Source organism: Saccharothrix syringae (assembly GCF_009498035.1).
Classification (GTDB): domain Bacteria; phylum Actinomycetota; class Actinomycetes; order Mycobacteriales; family Pseudonocardiaceae; genus Actinosynnema; species Actinosynnema syringae.
In genome coordinates this window covers 84,881-100,955 of the sequence record NZ_CP034550.1, presented here as the reverse complement: position 1 = coordinate 100,955, position 16,075 = coordinate 84,881, and the positions used below count along the sequence as shown (strand labels likewise).

The following is a 16,075-nucleotide window of genomic DNA, read 5'->3' as shown; positions in this document are numbered from 1 at the left end:
GTCAGGCGACCAGCAGGAAGCGGGACGCGGTGCGGGCCGCGGCGGCCACCACGACCCGGGCCGTGCCGGCCGAGTCGAGCCGGGACGGGTCCAGGTCCGCCACGGCCAGCGCCGCGTTCTCCGCGATCCGCGCGGAGGGCTCGGCCAGCGCAGCGGCGAACGCCCGCCACCCCGCGACCTCCTCCTCCGTGCCGGTCGCCTCGGCCGCCACCCGCGCGCCGACCTCGGCCAACGCCACCCCGCCGCCCCGGATGACCCCCGAGGTGGCCGCGCCGCGCACCGCGCGCACGGCGCGCTCCACCACCCCGACTTCCGCACCGCCCGCGCGGATCAGGCCGGCCGGGTGCTCGTCCGACGGCCACCCGGTGAACACCACCGTGTCGTGCGCGGTGACCACCGCTTTCCCGGCCCGCCCGCGCGACGTCGTCGCCGCCACCTCCAGCACGCCCCGGTCGAGGACCACCCGGGCCAGTCGGGTGCGCTCGGCGGGGTCGACGACCACGGCGGCGACCGCCCGCTCCCCACCGGGCCGCAGCAGCGCCACCAGGGCCTCGTGGGACAGCCCTTCGCACACGACCAGCAGGTCCTCGTCCGGCATCTCCCTGATCACGTCGTCGGTCAGGTACCCGGCGTGCAGCAGCACCACCGGGTTGTCCAGCACCACCTCGCGCCGCACCGGGTCGGTGACGAACCCGCCGGACGCGTACCCCGCGTCGATCCGCAGCCCACGACCGATCTCGAACTCCAGGCCGAAGCCCCTGCCCTCCTCGACCAGGACCGGCCCCCGCCACCCGACCCTGCCGGACACGGTCGCGACCACCGCCCCGATCCGCTCGCTGCCGGAAGCGGTCGTGGCGAGCGTGCGCACGTCCTCCTCCCCCAACGGCACGGCCGCCGCCCCGACCAGCTCCACCGCCCGCGCCGCCGCCGCCTCCACCCCGCGCATCAACCGCACCGGGTTGTGGCCCTCGCGCATCGCCTCGACCAGCCCGCCGAGCGCCCCGCGCGCCACGGCCACCGCCGACGCCGCCCCGTCACCGGCCTCCCGCCGCACCTCCTCCACCAACTCCCGCACGTAGGAGGCGCCCAGCGAGTCGCGCGGGTCGTCGGGCCGGTACGCCGCGACGATGGCCGACGAATCCGCCATCTCCTCCGGCCGGCCGTCGACGAACACCACGGCCCGCCGCCCCATCGGCCCCAGCGTCCGGCACACCGGGTCGGCCGCCGCCCGGAACCCGCGCAGCACCAGCAGCTGACCGGCCGTGTACGAGGCCGCGCGCCGCGGCACGCGCCTCGACGGAGCCCCGGCACGCGCGATCCGCACCGGCGCGGACGCCCCGTGCGCGAAGAACTGCGGCGTCTGGTCGGGCCGGCGGACCCGCACCTGCTCCCGCGCGTACCGGAACAGCTCGGCCACGTCGACCCACCCGTCGCCGTCGAGGTCGGCGCCGCCACCGGCCAGGCCCTCGATCAGCACGTCGGTGAACAGCGACGCCACCGGCGCGTCCAGCGACAGCGAGTCCTGCTCGAAGGCGTACTCGTAGGCGTTGGACGCGGTCATCACCACGTACCCCTCGCCCACGTCGTCCAGGACCGCGGCCTCGCCCTTGAAGCCCTCGACGAACGCGCCGCTGAAGCAGCAGTCGAGCACCAGCACGCGCCCGGCCGCCCGGCAGTCCTCCAACTGCTCGTTGAGGAACGACCGCGGGATCGCGGTGCCCGCGGGCCGGTCGCTCACGGTGTTGGCCGCGGCGAAGTACAGGCGCCGCTGGGGGGTGACCAGGCCGTGGCACGAGAAGTACAGCAGCACCAGGTCGTCGGGGGCGCGGGGCGCGAGCAGGTCCTCCACCGCGCGCCGGACCTCGTCGTCGGGCCGGTCCCGCAGCACCTCGACGGAGGTGAACCCGCCGACGTCGGGGTCCTCCAGCACGGCGGCGAGCCGTTCCACGTCCTGCCCGGGCGCGCGCAGCCGGCTCAGCCGCACGTCGGAGTACTCGCCGGTCGCGACCAGCAGGGCGTGCCTGCCCACGGCTAGTCCCCGCGCTCCCGCAGCCACGCCTCCAGCAGCGCCTTCTGCGACGCCGCGTCCACGCCCTCCAGGCTGATCTCGTCCTCGCCGGACTTGACGGTGATCTTGCGGGCGCTGCCGCGCTGCACGAACGCGGAGACCACCGACGCCACCGCGCCCGCCGCGGCCGCGCTGAGCGTGCCGTTGAGGACGAGTTCGGCGATGGTCGTGCCGCTGCCGCTCTTGGCGCCCTCCGGCAGGTCGGCGGGCGCGTGCCGCGCGTCCACGCGCGCACCCCTCACCAACTCCTGGAGCAGCAGGTTCGTCGCCGACGCCGCACCGCCGGGCGTGTCGACCAGTAAGCGGATTTCCGCCACGGAGCCTCCCCTGTAGAGCACTGATCATCCCGCAGTCGCCCCGGTCGCCCGCCAGTCCATGTCACATCGCAACAAACAGGTGTTCACCCAGTCGAATCGCACAACGAATCGCTACTTTCAGACCAAAGTGCGATCGAGTTTGTCGCAACAGGCCCTGTCGAGCTGCTGTTACCGCCGCTCCGGGGTTACCCTCGGGGACGTGACTGCGCACATCGCCCAGACCGCGGCCCCCGACGCCGCCCCCGCCCCGGCACCCCGGGTCGACAGCGAGGTCGGCCCCCTGCGCACGGTGCTGCTGCACCGCCCCGGCGCCGAGCTGAAGCGGCTGACCCCGCGCAACAACGACCAGCTGCTGTTCGACGGCGTGCCGTGGGTCGACCGGGCCCAGGAGGAGCACGACGCGTTCGCCGAGGTGCTGCGCGGGCGCGGCGCGGAGGTGCTGCTGCTGTCGGACCTGCTGGTCGCCGCCCTGCACGACGACCGGGCGCGGATCGCGGGCATCCACAGCGCGGTCGACGAGCGGCGGCTGGGCATCGACCTGGCCGACGCGCTGCGCTCCCACCTCGCCTCGATCGGCCCGGAGCCGCTGGCCACCGCGCTGATGACCGGCATGACGTTCGAGGAGCTGCCGGCGGCCGAGGGCGCGTCGCTGGTGCGCAAGATGCACCACCCGCACGACTTCGCGGTGGCCCCGCTGCCCAACCTGCTGTTCACCCGCGACTCGTCGGTGTGGGTGGGCGACCGGGTGGCGATCACGTCGCTGGCGCTGCCCGCGCGCGACCGGGAGACCGCGCTGACCGACCTGATCTACGCCTACCACCCGCGGTTCCGCCGGACCGGCCGCGCCTACGGGGCGCACTCCGCGCCGGTCGAGGGCGGCGACGTGCTGCTGCTCGCGCCGGGCGTGCTGGCCATCGGCGTCGGCGAGCGCACCACGCCCGCGGGCGCCGAGTCGTTCGCCCGGTCCGCGCTGGCCGACGGCCTGGCGCACACCGTGCTGGCGGTGCCGATCACGCAGGAGCGGGCGACCATGCACCTGGACACGGTGTGCACGATGGTCGACCGCGACGCCGTGGTGATGTACCCGGCGGTGCGCGACACCCTGGACGCCTACCCGGTGCGGTCCGACGGCGCCGGCGGGGTCGTGGTGGACGACCGGCGGCCGTTCCTGGAGGCGGCGGCCGAGGCGATGGGCATCGAGCGGCTGCGCGTGATCGACACCGGCCTGGACCCGGTGACCGCCGAGCGCGAGCAGTGGGACGACGGCAACAACACCCTGGCCGTGGCGCCCGGCCTGGTCGTGGCCTACGAGCGGAACGTGGAGACCAACGCGCGCCTGGAGGACGCCGGCGTGGAGGTGCTGCGGATCAGCGGCTCCGAACTGGGCTCCGGCCGCGGCGGGCCGCGCTGCATGTCGTGCCCGATCGACCGCGCGCCACTCGTGTGAGAGCAGTCCCGAAAGGGTTGCCTAAGCTTTCTTCGGCAACCCTTTCCTAATTTTGCGCAGCCTTGCCTTCAATGCATTGAATCGTATCGCGGGTTATTCTTCGACCATGGCCCTCAACCTGACGAAGATTTCCTCCGCGCGCGAGTCGAAGTTCCACGACCTGCTGCGGGCGCAGGTTCGCAACGAGTTCACCGCCTCGCAGCAGTACGTGGCCATCGCGGTGTGGTACGACGGCAACGACCTGCCCAGGCTGGCCGCGCACTTCTACAAGCAGGCCCTCGAAGAGCGCAACCACGCGATGATGATCGTGCAGTACCTGCTGGACAGCGGGCTGCCGGTGACCATTCCGGGCGTGGACGAGGTGCGCAACGACTTCGCCGCCCCGCGCGAGCCGGTCGCGCTGGCGCTGGAGCAGGAGAAGGCGGTCACCGAGCAGGTCGTGGCGCTCGCCAAGACCGCCCGCGACGAGGGCGACTACCTCGGCGAGCAGTTCCTCCAGTGGTTCCTCAAGGAGCAGGTCGAGGAGGTCGCGTCGATGAGCACGCTGCTCACCGTCGTGGACCGGGCCGAGGGCAACCTGTTCCACGTGGAGGCATTCCTGGCCCGCGAGGCCGTGGCCGAGGGGACCGACCCGACCGCCCCGCGCGCCGCGGGCGGCGCCCTCTAGGACAGCACGCCCCGGCGCCCCGCCACCGTTCGCGGTGGCGGGGCGCCGGCGTCGTTTGCCCGGGTTCGGGTCACAGCACGGGCAGCGGCCGGAACGCGCCGTCGGCGTCCGGGGCGAACTCGTGCACGGCCACCACCTGGTCGGCCGGGATCGGCCCGTAGACGTGCGGGAACCACGGGCCGGCCTCGCCCGCCTCGCCCGGTTCCCACAGCACCGGCAGGCCGCCCGGGTCGACCACCAGCAGCACGAGGTCGTGCCTGCCCGCGTACAGCCGGTTCGCGGGCAGGTGCACCGTGCCGGGGTCCGAGCAGTGCACGAACCCGTCCGGGTCGAGCGGGATCGCGCCGGCCTCGCGGTCGCGCGCCCAGTCGTCCCTGCTGCTGATCCGCAGGATCACGCGGCCTCCTGGTTGTCCACAGGTACCTGTGGACAGGTTGGGGGGTGCCTGTGGACAGAGCCCGTCAGCGCAGGGTGATCTGCCGGCCGCGCAGGCCGTCCCGGGCCCGCCGCTCGGCCTCGGTGAGCGGCTCGCCGTCCAGGCCGGCCAGGGCGTCCGCCAGGCGCTTGCCCAGCGCCTCGGCGCCCGGCGCCCACTCGCTGGAGTGCAGCTCGCGGTCCAGGTCCCACACCGGCACGAGCAGGCCGTGGGCGCGGAACGAGCCCGCGTACCGGGAGCCCTCGCCCAGGTCCAGCTCGCCGCGCACGGACAGCCGGGCCAGCGCCGCGAGCAGCGCCTCCTCCGGTTCCGGGCGGACCCAGCGCAGGTGCGCCTTGTCGCCCGCGTCGACCCAGTAGGCGGCCCGCACGCCCGGCGCGTCCACGCGCTCGGTGGGCAGGATGGCGGCGTTGGCCCGCTCCAGGGACAGCGCGACGTCGCCGGTGGGCTCGTTCTCCGGCGGCAGCCACCACGCGAAGTCGGCGTGCAGCTCGGGGCTCAGCGTCGCGTCCGGGTCGAGCAGGTCCTGGAGCCGGCCGGGGTTCTCCCCGTTGTCGGGGCCGACGACGGCCAGCGCCTCGCCGGTCTCGGCGGTCAGCGCCCACTGCACGGCGCGCGCCAGGTCGCGGCTCAGGTCGCCGGAGCGGACCTGCACCTGGAGGCCGACGAACGCGGTGCCGTCGGCGCGGACCAGGCCGGCCGCGGCCATCGGCAGCACGGTGGCCAGGGTGATCTCGCGCCCGCCGTCCTTGAGCGGCAGCCGCGCCGTGGCCGAGGGCACGAACTCGCGCAGCGCGATCAGCTCGGCCTCGGCGGCCAGGCCCTCGAACGGGCGGGCGACGATCACGTCCGCCGCGCCGCCGGCGCCGCCGTGGCACGCCTTGTAGCGCTTGCCCGAACCGCACGGGCACGGCTGGCGGGGGTTGATCCCGTCCGCCGGCTTGTTCTTCACGGCCGTCCGCTTGGCCACCGCCGCCTCCTCGTGGTCAGGGCTGGTCGGGCGTCAAGTTAGCCGCAAGCAGCCGGCGCGTCTCGCCCGGGTTGTTGGTGGCGAGGAAGCGAACACCCCGCTCACGGCACAACGCCACGTCCGCGGGGTCGTCGACGGTCCACACGTAGGTATCGCGTCCCCGGTCCGGGTGACGCCTGAGCAGGTGAACACCGGGACCTGCGTAGTCGGCGAACCGGGGCAGGTTCCTCGGCCACAGCCGGTCGTAGAGCAGCACGGTGGGCACGTCCGGCTTGAGCTTCTTGAAGCGGTGCACGGCCAGCACGGAGAACGACATCATCACCGCCTCGACCCGGTACCGGCCGAGCACGGCGGCCAGCACGCGCTCGACCTGCGCCCCGTACCGCACGGGGTGCTTGGTCTCGACGAACAGGCGCGCGCCGCGGTCGTGGGCCAGGCCCAGCAGCTCCTCCAGGGTGAGCACCCCGGCGGGCTCGCCGCCGTGCCAGGAACCGAAGTCGTGCCCGCGGAGCTGCGCGAGCGTCATCGTGCTGAGCACGCCCACGCCGTCACTCGTCCGGTTGATCCTGCGGTCGTGGACGCAGACCAGGTGGCCGTCGCGGGTCAGCCGCACGTCGCACTCCAGGCCGTCGGCGCCCTGGTCCAGGGCCAGCTCGTAGGCGGCCAGGGTGTGCTCGGGGCGGCGGGTGGAGGCGCCCCGGTGGGCGACGATGTCGGGCGGCACGACGGGCAATGCTCCTGGTGGCGCAACTCCCCGGTCAACCCGACTACGTCATGTCACAGCTCCCTGAATGTTTGCCGGAACAAGCACACTCGGATGGACGCGAGGCAGGCTCAAGACCTACCGTCCGTGACCGTGACGTCGTTCGACCAGCACGACCCCGCCTTCATCGCCGACCCGTACCCCGACTTCGCCGCCCTGCGCGCGGAAGGCGAGGTGCACTGGCACGAGGGCATGGGCATCGCGCTGGCCGTGTCGCACGCGGCGGCGTCGGCGGTGCTGCGGCACCGCTCCCTCGGCCGGATCTGGTCGGACGCCCTGCCGGTCGAGCGGTTCACCGCGTTCAACCTGCTGCACCGCAACTCGCTGCTGGAGAACGAGCCGCCCACGCACACCCGGCTGCGCCGGCTGGTGGCCGCCGCGTTCGGCCGCGGGCACGTGGAGCGCCTGCGGCCGTGGGTCGCGGAGCTGGCCGACCGGCTGGTCGACGAGCTGGTGGCCAAGGTCCGGTCGGAGGGCTCGGCCGACCTGCTGTCCCACGTGGCCGCGCCGCTGCCGGTCGAGGTGATCGCGGAGCTGCTGGGCGTGCCCGCGCCGGACCGCCCGCTGCTCCAGCCGTGGTCCAACGCGATCGTGAAGATGTACGAGTACGGCCTGCCCGAGGACAAGCGGTCGGCCGCCGAGCGCGCCGCCGCCGAGTTCATCGCCTACCTGCGCGACCTCGTCGCGCTGCGCCGCGCCTCCCCCGGTGACGACCTGGTGTCGGACCTGGTGGCGGTCACCGACGCCGACGGCGCGAAGCTCACCGAGGACGAGCTGGTGGCCACCGCGGTGCTGCTGCTGATGGCCGGGCACGAGGCCACCGTCAACGTCATCGGCAACGGCGTGCTCGCCCTGATGAAGCACCCCGACCAGTGGCGGCGGCTGGTCGGCTCGCCGGCGCTGCTGCCCACGGCCGTGGAGGAGCTCATCCGCTACGACTCGCCGCTCCAGCTCTTCGAGCGCACCGCCACCGAGCCCGTGGAGATCGCCGGGTACGCGGTGGAGCCGGGCCGCAAGATCGCCGCGCTGCTCGGCGCGGCGGCGCGCGACCCGCGGGTGTTCGCCTCGCCCGACGCGCTGGACGTCGGCCGCAACCCCAACCCGCACCTGGGGTTCGGCGCGGGCATCCACTACTGCCTGGGCGCGCCGCTGGCGCGGATCGAGGTGCAGGCGGCCCTGTCGGCGCTGACCAGGAAGCTGCCGGGCGCGCGGCTGGCCGCCGAACCCCGGCGGCGCGCGGAGTTCGTCATGCGCGGCCTGCACGAACTGCCCCTGACCGACGGGTAGTCCGCCGGCGGCCGATGACCGGGCGCTCAGCGCGCCCGGTACGCCCTGGGCAGCTCGAACCCGCGCTCGGCCAGGACCTCGCGCAGCCGGTCCGGGTAGTCGGTGATGAGGCCGTCCACGCCGTCGTCGATCAGCTTGTTCATGGTGGCCTTGTCGTCGACCGTCCAGGGGATGACCTTCAAGCCGTGCGCGTGGGCCTCGTCGACCAGGGCCTTCGTGGTGAACGGGACGTAGCCGGGGTCGCCGACGCCGCCGCCCTGCGGGTTGCCGTGCACCGGGGACAGCGCGGACGCGCCGAAGCTCTTCACCGCCCGCACCACGCTGCCGCCGAAGTCGGCCAGGTCCAGGCCGCCCGTCCACGGCGAGCCCGGGCGCAGGAACTCCGGCTGGGTCAGGGCGACCAGCGGGACGCGGCGGTCCTTCTCCCGCCACAGCATCAGGGTGCCCCAGTCGAAGGACTGGACGGTGACGTTGTGGAAGAAGCCCGACCTGCGGATCTCGCGGTAGGTGACGTCGACGAACTGCTCGCGCGGCGCGGTCTCGTGCGGCGCGGCGGCCTCGACCTTCGTCTCGACGTTGAACTTCACCCCGTGCGCGCGGTAGCGGCGGGCCAGCGCGAACACCTCGGCCAGCGTCGGCATCCGCGCGCCCGGCGACAGCTCCTGGTCGGGGTACTGGGGCAGGCGCTGCGAACCGCAGTCCAGGGTGCGGACCTGCGCGAACGTCAGGTCTTTGACGTACTTGCCCACGTAGGGGAAGTCCGGGTCGCCGGGCGTGGCGGGCGCGGTGTCGCGGCACTTGGCCGGGTTGGTCCGGCGGTCGTGGGTGACCACCTCGCGGCCGTCCGCGGTGATCTGCACGTCGAGTTCGAGGGTCGTGACGCCGAGTTCGAGGGCCCTGGCGAACGCGGCGAGCGTGGCCTCGACGGTCAGGCCGATGCCACCCCGGTGCGCCTGGAGGTCGAACCCCTTCCTCCCGGGGTGCGCGTTCGCCACCCCCGCCACCAGCAGGGACAGGACCAGGGCCACCGCGAGTACCCGCATGGGACCACGGTGGCAGACGTTTTCGACGGAGGGGAGTACGGGAGCTGAACAGACCGGCGGCGAACGGCGTCGGGAGTGGTCGCGGACGTGCCGGACGTCGAACTCGGGGGTCCTGGACGCAGGACACGCCGGTCCTGGGCGCATGACACGCGCGGCTTGGGCGCAGGACACGCCGGGTGGTGGTCAGCGGGGGGAGCCGGAGGGGCGGGTCGGGCGCAGCACGGGGGGCGGGGCGTCCTTGACGTCGACCACGCGCATCCGGCGGATCGCGGCCGGGTCCACCGGCAGCAGGAGCGTGGTGACGCGGCGGACCACGACGGCGGTCACGACGGCCGTGGCGGCGGCCAGCAGGTCGGCGACCGCGTGCAGCACCACGCCGTCCGCCATGGCCTGCACGCTCGACCGGAACGACCAGGCCGCGGTGAACGCGGTGACCAGGCCGGTGCCCACCCACAGGCCCCACCACCAGCGCAGCAGCCGGGACGGCCGGGGGCGGGCGGTGACCGGTTGGCGCAGGGCCGCGTGCTCCAGCTCGGCCAGCACCGAGCCGGGCACCACCAGGTTCACCCCGGGCACCACCAGGCCGACCAGCACCTCGGTGTCCGAGCGCGACGGGGCGTACCCCGCGGCCGACGCGGCGGCGTTGCGCGCCCGGCGCAGCCACAGCAGCGTGAACACCAGGGCCATGACGCCCGCCACCAGCGCGACCACGGCGGAGGACACGACCATGGCGTCCGACACGCCGACCGTCGTCGCCGAGAGCGCGCCGTAGCGGCTGAGCAGCAGCAGGACGTAGCGCCAGATCTCGCTGCCGGCCGCCCACAGCGCGGTGAGCGCGGCCAGGCCGAGCGCGTGCGAGGCGGTGCGGGACAGCCGCTGGACGTGGTCGACCGCGTCGGCGGGCCGCTCGTCGGCGGTCGCCAGCGACGTGGGCCACCGCCACGCCAGCAGCGGGAAGCCCCAGCGCGGCGGGACCGGGTAGGACGGCGGACCCGCGTAGGGCCTGGGCGGGGCGCCCAGCCGGCGGTGCGGGTAGGCGCCGGGCGGCGGGGTGGCCACCCAGTCCACGCGCAGGGGCCTCAGCGCCACGTCAGATGACCTCGGGCTCCGCGCCGTCGACCTCGGCGACCAGCGGCCGGCCCTGCGCGGCCCACACCTGCATGCCGCCGTCGACGTTGGTGGCGTCCCAGCCGTTGGCGTTCAGGTACTGCACCACCCGCGCGGACCTGCCGCCCGCCCGGCACACGACGTACAGGTCGGCGTCCGCGGGCAGCTCGCCGAGCCGGCCCGCCAGCTCGCTCATCGGGATGTGCAGGGCACCGGGGGCGTGGCCCGCGGCCCACTCGTCGGGCTCGCGCACGTCGAGGAGCACCTTGCCGTCCGGGAGCCGCGCGGGCACCTCGGACACTTCAACGCTGGGAACGGTCACGGGGAACATGCTGCCACGGACGTAATAAAACGGGGTTAAGAGCACGCCGGCCGCCGATCCCACGAACGGGGGCGGCGGCCGGCGCGGTCCTGGCGCGGATCAGTGCGAGACGGCCTTCTCGGCGCCGACGCCGGTGAGCGCCCGCACCTCCATCTCGGCGTACTTGTCGCGGTCGTGCTCCTTCGACAGCACCGTGCCGAGGTAGCCGAGCGCGAACGCCACCGGGATCGACACGATGCCCGGGTTGGCCAGCGGGAACAGGTCGAAGTCGGCGTTCGGGAACATCGACGACGGCTTGCCCGAGACCGCGGGCGACAGCACGATCAGCGTGATCGTCACCGTGAGGCCGCCGTAGATGCTCCACAGGGCGCCGGAGGTGTTGAACCGCTTCCAGAACAGCGAGTAGAGGATGGTCGGCAGGTTCGCCGACGCCGCCACCGCGAACGCCAGGGCCACCAGGAACGCGATGTTCTGGCCGTTGGCCGCGATGCCGCCGAGGATCGACACGATGCCGATCACGATCGCCGTGCGCCGCGCGACCTTGACCTCGGCGTCCTTGTCCTCCGCCGCGCCCTTCTTGATGATGTTGGCGTAGATGTCGTGCGCGAACGACGCCGACGCCGTGATCGTCAGGCCCGCCACCACGGCGAGGATCGTGGCGAACGCGACCGCCGCGATCAGGCCCAGCAGCAGCGGCCCGCCCAGTGCCTCGGCGAGCAGCGGAGCCGCCGAGTTCGCCTTGCCGGGCGCCGCGTTGATCTTCTCGGGGCCGACCAGCGCCGCCGCGCCGTAGCCCAGGACCAGCGTGAACAGGTAGAACAGGCCGATCAGCCAGATCGCCCAGACCACCGAGCGGCGGGCCTCCTTGGCGGTCGGCACGGTGTAGAAGCGCATCAGGATGTGCGGCAGGCCGGCCGTGCCGAGCACCAGCGCGAGGGCCAGCGACAGGAAGTCCAGCTTCGACGTGCCGGTCGCGCCGTACTGCAGGCCCGGGCCGAGCAGCCGCTCGCCGGCCTTCGGCGCGTTGTCCACGGCCGCGCCGAGCAGGCTGGACAGGTTCAGGCCGAACTTGCCGAGCACCCACAGGGTCATCACGCCGGCGCCGATGATCAGCAGCACCGCCTTGATGATCTGCACCCAGGTGGTGCCCTTCATGCCGCCGATGAGGACGTAGGCGATCATCAGCGCGCCGACGATGGCGATCACGACCGCCTGGCCGAGCTTGCCGGTGATGCCCAGCAGCAGGGCGACCAGGCCGCCCGCGCCCGCCATCTGCGCCAGCAGGTAGAAGAAGGACACGGCCATGGTCGACGTCGCCGCCGCGGCGCGCACGGGGCGCTGGCGCATGCGGAAGCTCAGGACGTCGCCCATCGTGTACTTGCCGGTGTTGCGCAGCAGCTCCGCGACCAGCAGCAGGGCGACCAGCCACGCGACCAGGAAGCCGATGGAGTACAGGAAGCCGTCGTAGCCGTTGAGCGCGATCGCGCCCGCGATGCCCAGGAAGGACGCGGCGGACAGGTAGTCGCCCGCGATCGCCACGCCGTTCTGGGGACCGGTGAACGCGCGGCCGGCGGCCAGGTAGTCGGCCGCGGTCTTGGTGTTGCGGCTCGCGCGGATGACGACGACCAGGGTGGCGACGACGAAAACGGCGAAGATGCCGATGTTCAGCAGGGCGTTGTTGTTCACCGACGACCCCCTTCCAGCTCTTCGCGGATCTTCTCGGCCGTGGGGTCGAGGTTCTTGTTGGCGTGCCGCACGTAGAGCGTGGTGATGGCGAACGTCGACACGAACTGGAGCAGGCCGAGGATCAGGCCCACGTTGATGTTGCCGACGACCTTCTGCGACATGAAGTCGTGGGCGTAGTCGGCGAGGAGCACGTAGAGCAGGTACCAGGCCAGGAAGAGGCCGGCCATCGGGAACACGAAGTTGCGCAACCGCCGGCGGAGTTGGCGGAATTCAGGGCTTTCCTGCACCTCGACCCAGTTGTGCTCGTGCTGGGTCTCGGTGGGGGTGTGCTGCTCAGAGGTGCTCACGGTCCCCTCCTCGCGTGCTTGACGACGGTGTGAACGGCACGTAAGCCTCCTGGTCCGTTCCTGGTTCGCCGTGCACCGTAGGGAGACGTGGGTCACGCCTGAAAGACCCCAGGCGTGGACTTGCGCTCAACAGTCGAGTGATGCGATGAGCGGTAGGGATGCTGAGACGAACTGCCACTCGGGTGATCGAAATCACCGGTAACCGGATCGGTGGGTGTTTCTTCACCCGTTCGAGATCTACAACAACTCCCTGCTACCGCCCCTGAGGGGCGTCCACGGCCCGGTCGGAGAGCGGGGTGCCGGTGACGCACTTCACAAGCTACTCGCCGAACGGGGGTGCGGGGAGCGGCCGGAACGCGGAACTCGGGGTTCCCGAACGTCGAACTCGGGGGTCGCGAACGTTCGACACGACGGGCCCGAGGGTTCGACACGACGGGCCCGGAGGTTCGACTCGCGGTGTCGGGGTGGAGGACTCGCGGTGTCGGAGTGGAGGACTCGCGGGGTCAGGGGGCCGGGTGGCCCCGGTGCTTGCCCTCCTCCAGGCGGAGCTTCTCCTCGGTGGTGCCGAAGCGCTGCACGTCGCGGTCGCGCATGAAGCCCAGGGGGTCGGGCGCGTGGAAGCGCAGCAGGATCTGGTTGACGTCCTCGGGGGTGCGCCGCGCGGTCAGCTTGCTGATCATGACCATGGCCAGGAACGCCACCGGCACGGTCAGCAGCGCCGGCTGCGAGAACACCGACGGCGCCCACCCCCCGGTGTAGGAGCTGACCACCGTCACCACCAGGGACCCGAGCACCAGCCCGCCGCCGACGACCATGCCCGCCATGGCGCCCACCCAGGTCAGCCCGCGCCACCAGATGCCCAGCAGCAGCAGCGGGCAGAACGTCGACGCGGCCAGCGCGAACGACATCGCCACCGTCAGCGACGCGTCCGAGCGCGGCAGCAGCAGCGCCAGGCCGATCGCCACCGCGCCGGTCAGCACGGTCGCCCAGCGGAAGTCCCGCACCTTCCCCGGCAGGATGTCCGTCGACACCACCCCGGCGACCGACACCACCAGCCCCGAGGACGTGGACAGGAACGCCGCGAACGCGCCGGCCGCCACCACCGCGCCCAGCAGCTGGCCCAGCAGGTTGGGCTGCATGGTGGTCGGCAGCAGCAGCACCGCCGCGTCCGTCTTGCCGGTCACCAGCAGCTGCGGCAGGTACTGGCGCGCGATCACCCCGAGCACGGTCGGGAACAGGTAGAACAGCCCCAGCAGGTACAGCACGTGCAGCGCGGTCCGCCGCGCCGCCCGGCCGTCGGGGTTGGTGTAGAACCGCACCAGCACGTGCGGCAGGCCCATCGTCCCCAGGAACGTCGCGAAGATCAGCGAGTAGGTCTCGAACAGGCCCTTCAGGCCCTCGGTCTGCGGCCGCAGCCACCGGGCGTTGTCGGTGGGCGAGCCCAGCACCACCGGCACCGGCGAGCCCTCGGTGAACCGCAGCTCGGTCTCCGCGCCGACCGAGTGCACGCCGGCCGGCCAGTACACCTCGCCGTCGGCGGGCGCGCCGTTGACCTCGCCGGTCGCGGACAGCCGCACCGCGTGCTCGACCTGCACCCGCACCGGGTCGACCGTGGTGACCGCGACGTCGTCGTGGAACCGCAGCACGCCCGAGTCGTCGACCGCCTGGGCGCCGCTGCCCGGCCCGGTCAGGAACAGCGTGAACAGCACGAACGTGGGCGCGGCGATGGCGAACAGCTTGCCCCAGTACTGGAACGCCTGCACCAGCGTGATCGCCCGCATGCCGCCGCCGAGGACGTTGACCACCACGATCGCGGTCACCAGCGCGCCGCCGAGCCACGCGGGCAGGCCGGTGATCGTGTTCAGCGTCAGCCCGGCCGACTGGAGCTGCGGCACCAGGTACAGCACGCCGATGCAGATCACGAAGAACGTGCAGAACCGGCGCAGGTTCGACGAGCCCAGCCGCGCCTCGGCGAAGTCCGGCAGGGTGTAGGCGCCCGACCGCCGCAGCGGCGCGGCGACGAACAGCATCATCGCCAGGTACCCGGCGGTGAAGCCGATCGGGTACCACAGCGCGTCGATGCCGTCCTTGAGCACCAGCCCCGCGACGCCCAGGAACGAGGCCGCGGACAGGTACTCGCCGGAGATCGCGGCGGCGTTGCGGGTGGCCGGGACGGCCCGCCGGGCCACCAGGAAGTCCGGCGTGGTGTTGGCGCGGCGCGAGCCGACGTAGCCGAGCAGGAACGTCAGCACCGCGACCACGACGACCAGACCCAGGCTCCACACGTTCGGGATCACCTGTCCACCGAGTTCACGAAGTCCTGCTCGTGCCGCTCGGCCACCCTCCGGTACGCGTACCCCACCGCGTAGCACAGCGGGAACGGCAGCAGGGCCATCAGCAGCCACGGCAGGTGCACGCCCACCACCTGCACGTCCGCCAGCACCGGGAACGCGTAGAACGCCGCGGGCATCAGCGCGAGCAGCAGCAGCGTGCCGCCGCCCAGCACCAGCGCGGTGCGCATCTGCTGCCGGATCAGGTCGCGGATCAGCTTCTCGCCGACGCTGGTCTGCTCCTCCAGCTCGATGATCGTGCGCAGCACCCGCCCGCGGCCGCGCGGGTCGGCCAGCACCACGCGCCTGCGGCGCTTGCGCATCGGCGCGGACAGCGGGACGTCGCGCCCCGCCGGCTGCGGCTGGTCGGGTTGCCCCGGGGGGCCGGAGTTCTTGGTCATCCCCAACTGCTCTTGGGGGGACGCACGATCCGCTCCTTCAGGTCCCGCGTGTGCCGCCGGCTCACCGGCAGCTCCTTCGCGCCCTCGCCGGAGCCGATCACCACCGCGTACCCGTTCGACGTCATCCGCAGCTCGGTCACCAGCGGCAGCGCCACCAGGTAGGAGCGGTGGATGCGCACGAACCCGGCGTTCTCCCAGCGCTCCTCCAGCTGCGCCAGGGGGATGCGCACCAGGTGGCTCGCGCCGTCGCTGGTGTGCAGGCGGGCGTAGTCGCCCTGGGCCTCGACGTAGCGGACGGTGGCCCTGGGCACCAGCTTGATCGTGCCGCCCAGCTCGACCGGGATCACCTCGTCGTCCTGCGGTTCGGCGGTGACGGGCTCGGGCGCGGCCACCGGGGTCGAGGCGACGCGCTCCACCACGCGCGAGATCGCCTTGTTGACCCGGTCCTCGTTGATCGGCTTGGTCACGAAGTCCAGCGCGCCGACCTCGAAGGCCACCACGGCCTCCGAGTGCTCGACGCCGGTGACGAACACCAGCGCCGGCGGTGCGCGGAACGCGCCGAGCACGCGCGCGAGGTCCGTGCCGCTCAGGCCGGGCATGTTGATGTCGGCGAAGACCGCGTCCACCGGCGGCACCCCGGAGTCCGCGCGCTCCTTCACCTCGTTGTCGTAGTCGCCGCGCAGGATGCGCAGCGCCTCGGCCGCGTCGAAGGCGGTGATCACGCGCCTGATGTGCGGGCTGCTCTCGAGCAGGTACTTGATCTCGCTCAGGCCCGGTGCCTCGTCGTCCACCGCGAGAACGAGGAGGCCGGCGTTGTCACTGGGGTTCTTCGAAGTACTCACTGTGCCGCGCATCTTGCCGATCGAGCGGGTCGCTGTCTACGC

At 72.9% G+C, this 16,075-nt stretch carries 16 protein-coding genes; 3 read left to right on the top strand and 13 right to left on the bottom strand.

Annotation, left to right across the window (positions count from 1 at the left end; genetic code table 11):
* Position 1 precedes the first annotated feature (1 nt).
* A complete protein-coding gene (locus EKG83_RS00450; RefSeq protein ID WP_051764551.1) occupies positions 2-2,029 on the bottom strand; it encodes a caspase, EACC1-associated type in 2,028 nt (675 codons plus the stop codon).
* A 2-nt stretch (positions 2,030-2,031) separates the two neighbouring features.
* The gene (locus tag EKG83_RS46695; protein ID WP_051764553.1) at positions 2,032-2,385 is read right to left on the bottom strand and encodes a hypothetical protein; all 354 of its coding nucleotides are present in this window, start codon (positions 2,383-2,385) and stop codon (positions 2,032-2,034) included.
* A 199-nt stretch (positions 2,386-2,584) separates the two neighbouring features.
* Here EKG83_RS46695 and EKG83_RS00445 point away from each other — a divergent pair, with 199 nt between their 5' ends.
* Complete coding sequence (locus EKG83_RS00445) at positions 2,585-3,832, top strand: arginine deiminase (protein ID WP_033428117.1); 1,248 nt, start codon at positions 2,585-2,587, stop codon at positions 3,830-3,832.
* 106 nt (positions 3,833-3,938) lie between these two features.
* Entirely contained in the window at positions 3,939-4,499 is a 561-nt protein-coding gene (locus EKG83_RS00440; RefSeq protein ID WP_084716013.1) for a ferritin, read from the top strand.
* 70 nt (positions 4,500-4,569) lie between these two features.
* On the opposite strand, the gene EKG83_RS00435 is transcribed toward EKG83_RS00440, so the two are convergent.
* The 3 genes from EKG83_RS00435 to EKG83_RS00425 all read right to left on the bottom strand — a co-directional run bounded on the left by EKG83_RS00435 (position 4,570) and on the right by EKG83_RS00425 (position 6,629).
* A complete protein-coding gene (locus EKG83_RS00435) occupies positions 4,570-4,896 on the bottom strand; it encodes a DUF952 domain-containing protein (protein WP_033428118.1) in 327 nt (108 codons plus the stop codon).
* Between the two features lie 64 nt (positions 4,897-4,960).
* A complete protein-coding gene (locus EKG83_RS00430; RefSeq protein ID WP_033428119.1) occupies positions 4,961-5,905 on the bottom strand; it encodes a DUF5926 family protein in 945 nt (314 codons plus the stop codon).
* A gap of 16 nt (positions 5,906-5,921) precedes the next feature.
* A complete protein-coding gene (locus EKG83_RS00425; protein WP_033428120.1) occupies positions 5,922-6,629 on the bottom strand; it encodes a glycerophosphodiester phosphodiesterase family protein in 708 nt (235 codons plus the stop codon).
* Between the two features lie 93 nt (positions 6,630-6,722).
* Between EKG83_RS00425 and EKG83_RS00420 the strand changes: the two genes are divergently transcribed.
* Entirely contained in the window at positions 6,723-7,955 is a 1,233-nt protein-coding gene (locus EKG83_RS00420) for a cytochrome P450 (RefSeq protein ID WP_051764555.1), read from the top strand.
* Between the two features lie 26 nt (positions 7,956-7,981).
* On the opposite strand, the gene EKG83_RS00415 is transcribed toward EKG83_RS00420, so the two are convergent.
* From EKG83_RS00415 to EKG83_RS00380, 8 genes are all read right to left on the bottom strand, one after another.
* Positions 7,982-8,998 carry a glycerophosphodiester phosphodiesterase gene (locus EKG83_RS00415; protein WP_033428121.1) on the bottom strand — a complete coding sequence of 339 codons (1,017 nt, stop codon included), beginning with the start codon at positions 8,996-8,998 and terminating at the stop codon, positions 7,982-7,984.
* A 183-nt stretch (positions 8,999-9,181) separates the two neighbouring features.
* Positions 9,182-10,087 (bottom strand): DUF4328 domain-containing protein, encoded by a 906-nt coding sequence (locus EKG83_RS00410; protein ID WP_194282981.1) that lies wholly within the window; start codon positions 10,085-10,087, stop codon positions 9,182-9,184.
* Position 10,088: 1 nt separating this feature from the next.
* Entirely contained in the window at positions 10,089-10,436 is a 348-nt protein-coding gene (locus EKG83_RS00405) for a rhodanese-like domain-containing protein (protein ID WP_033428122.1), read from the bottom strand.
* Between the two features lie 90 nt (positions 10,437-10,526).
* Positions 10,527-12,113, bottom strand: a complete 1,587-nt coding sequence (locus EKG83_RS00400; RefSeq protein WP_033428123.1) for a solute symporter family protein — start codon at positions 12,111-12,113, stop codon at positions 10,527-10,529.
* Positions 12,110-12,460, bottom strand: coding sequence for a DUF485 domain-containing protein (locus EKG83_RS00395; RefSeq protein ID WP_033428124.1), 351 nt, complete (start codon positions 12,458-12,460; stop codon positions 12,110-12,112). The genes EKG83_RS00400 and EKG83_RS00395 overlap by 4 nt, the downstream gene beginning before the upstream one ends.
* A 503-nt stretch (positions 12,461-12,963) precedes the next feature.
* Entirely contained in the window at positions 12,964-14,757 is a 1,794-nt protein-coding gene (locus EKG83_RS00390) for a sodium/solute symporter (RefSeq protein WP_033428125.1), read from the bottom strand.
* Positions 14,754-15,191 (bottom strand): hypothetical protein, encoded by a 438-nt coding sequence (locus EKG83_RS00385; RefSeq protein WP_033428126.1) that lies wholly within the window; start codon positions 15,189-15,191, stop codon positions 14,754-14,756. The genes EKG83_RS00390 and EKG83_RS00385 overlap by 4 nt, the downstream gene beginning before the upstream one ends.
* The gene (locus EKG83_RS00380; protein ID WP_051764557.1) at positions 15,188-16,045 is read right to left on the bottom strand and encodes a LytR/AlgR family response regulator transcription factor; all 858 of its coding nucleotides are present in this window, start codon (positions 16,043-16,045) and stop codon (positions 15,188-15,190) included. The genes EKG83_RS00385 and EKG83_RS00380 overlap by 4 nt, the downstream gene beginning before the upstream one ends.
* Positions 16,046-16,075 lie beyond the last annotated feature (30 nt).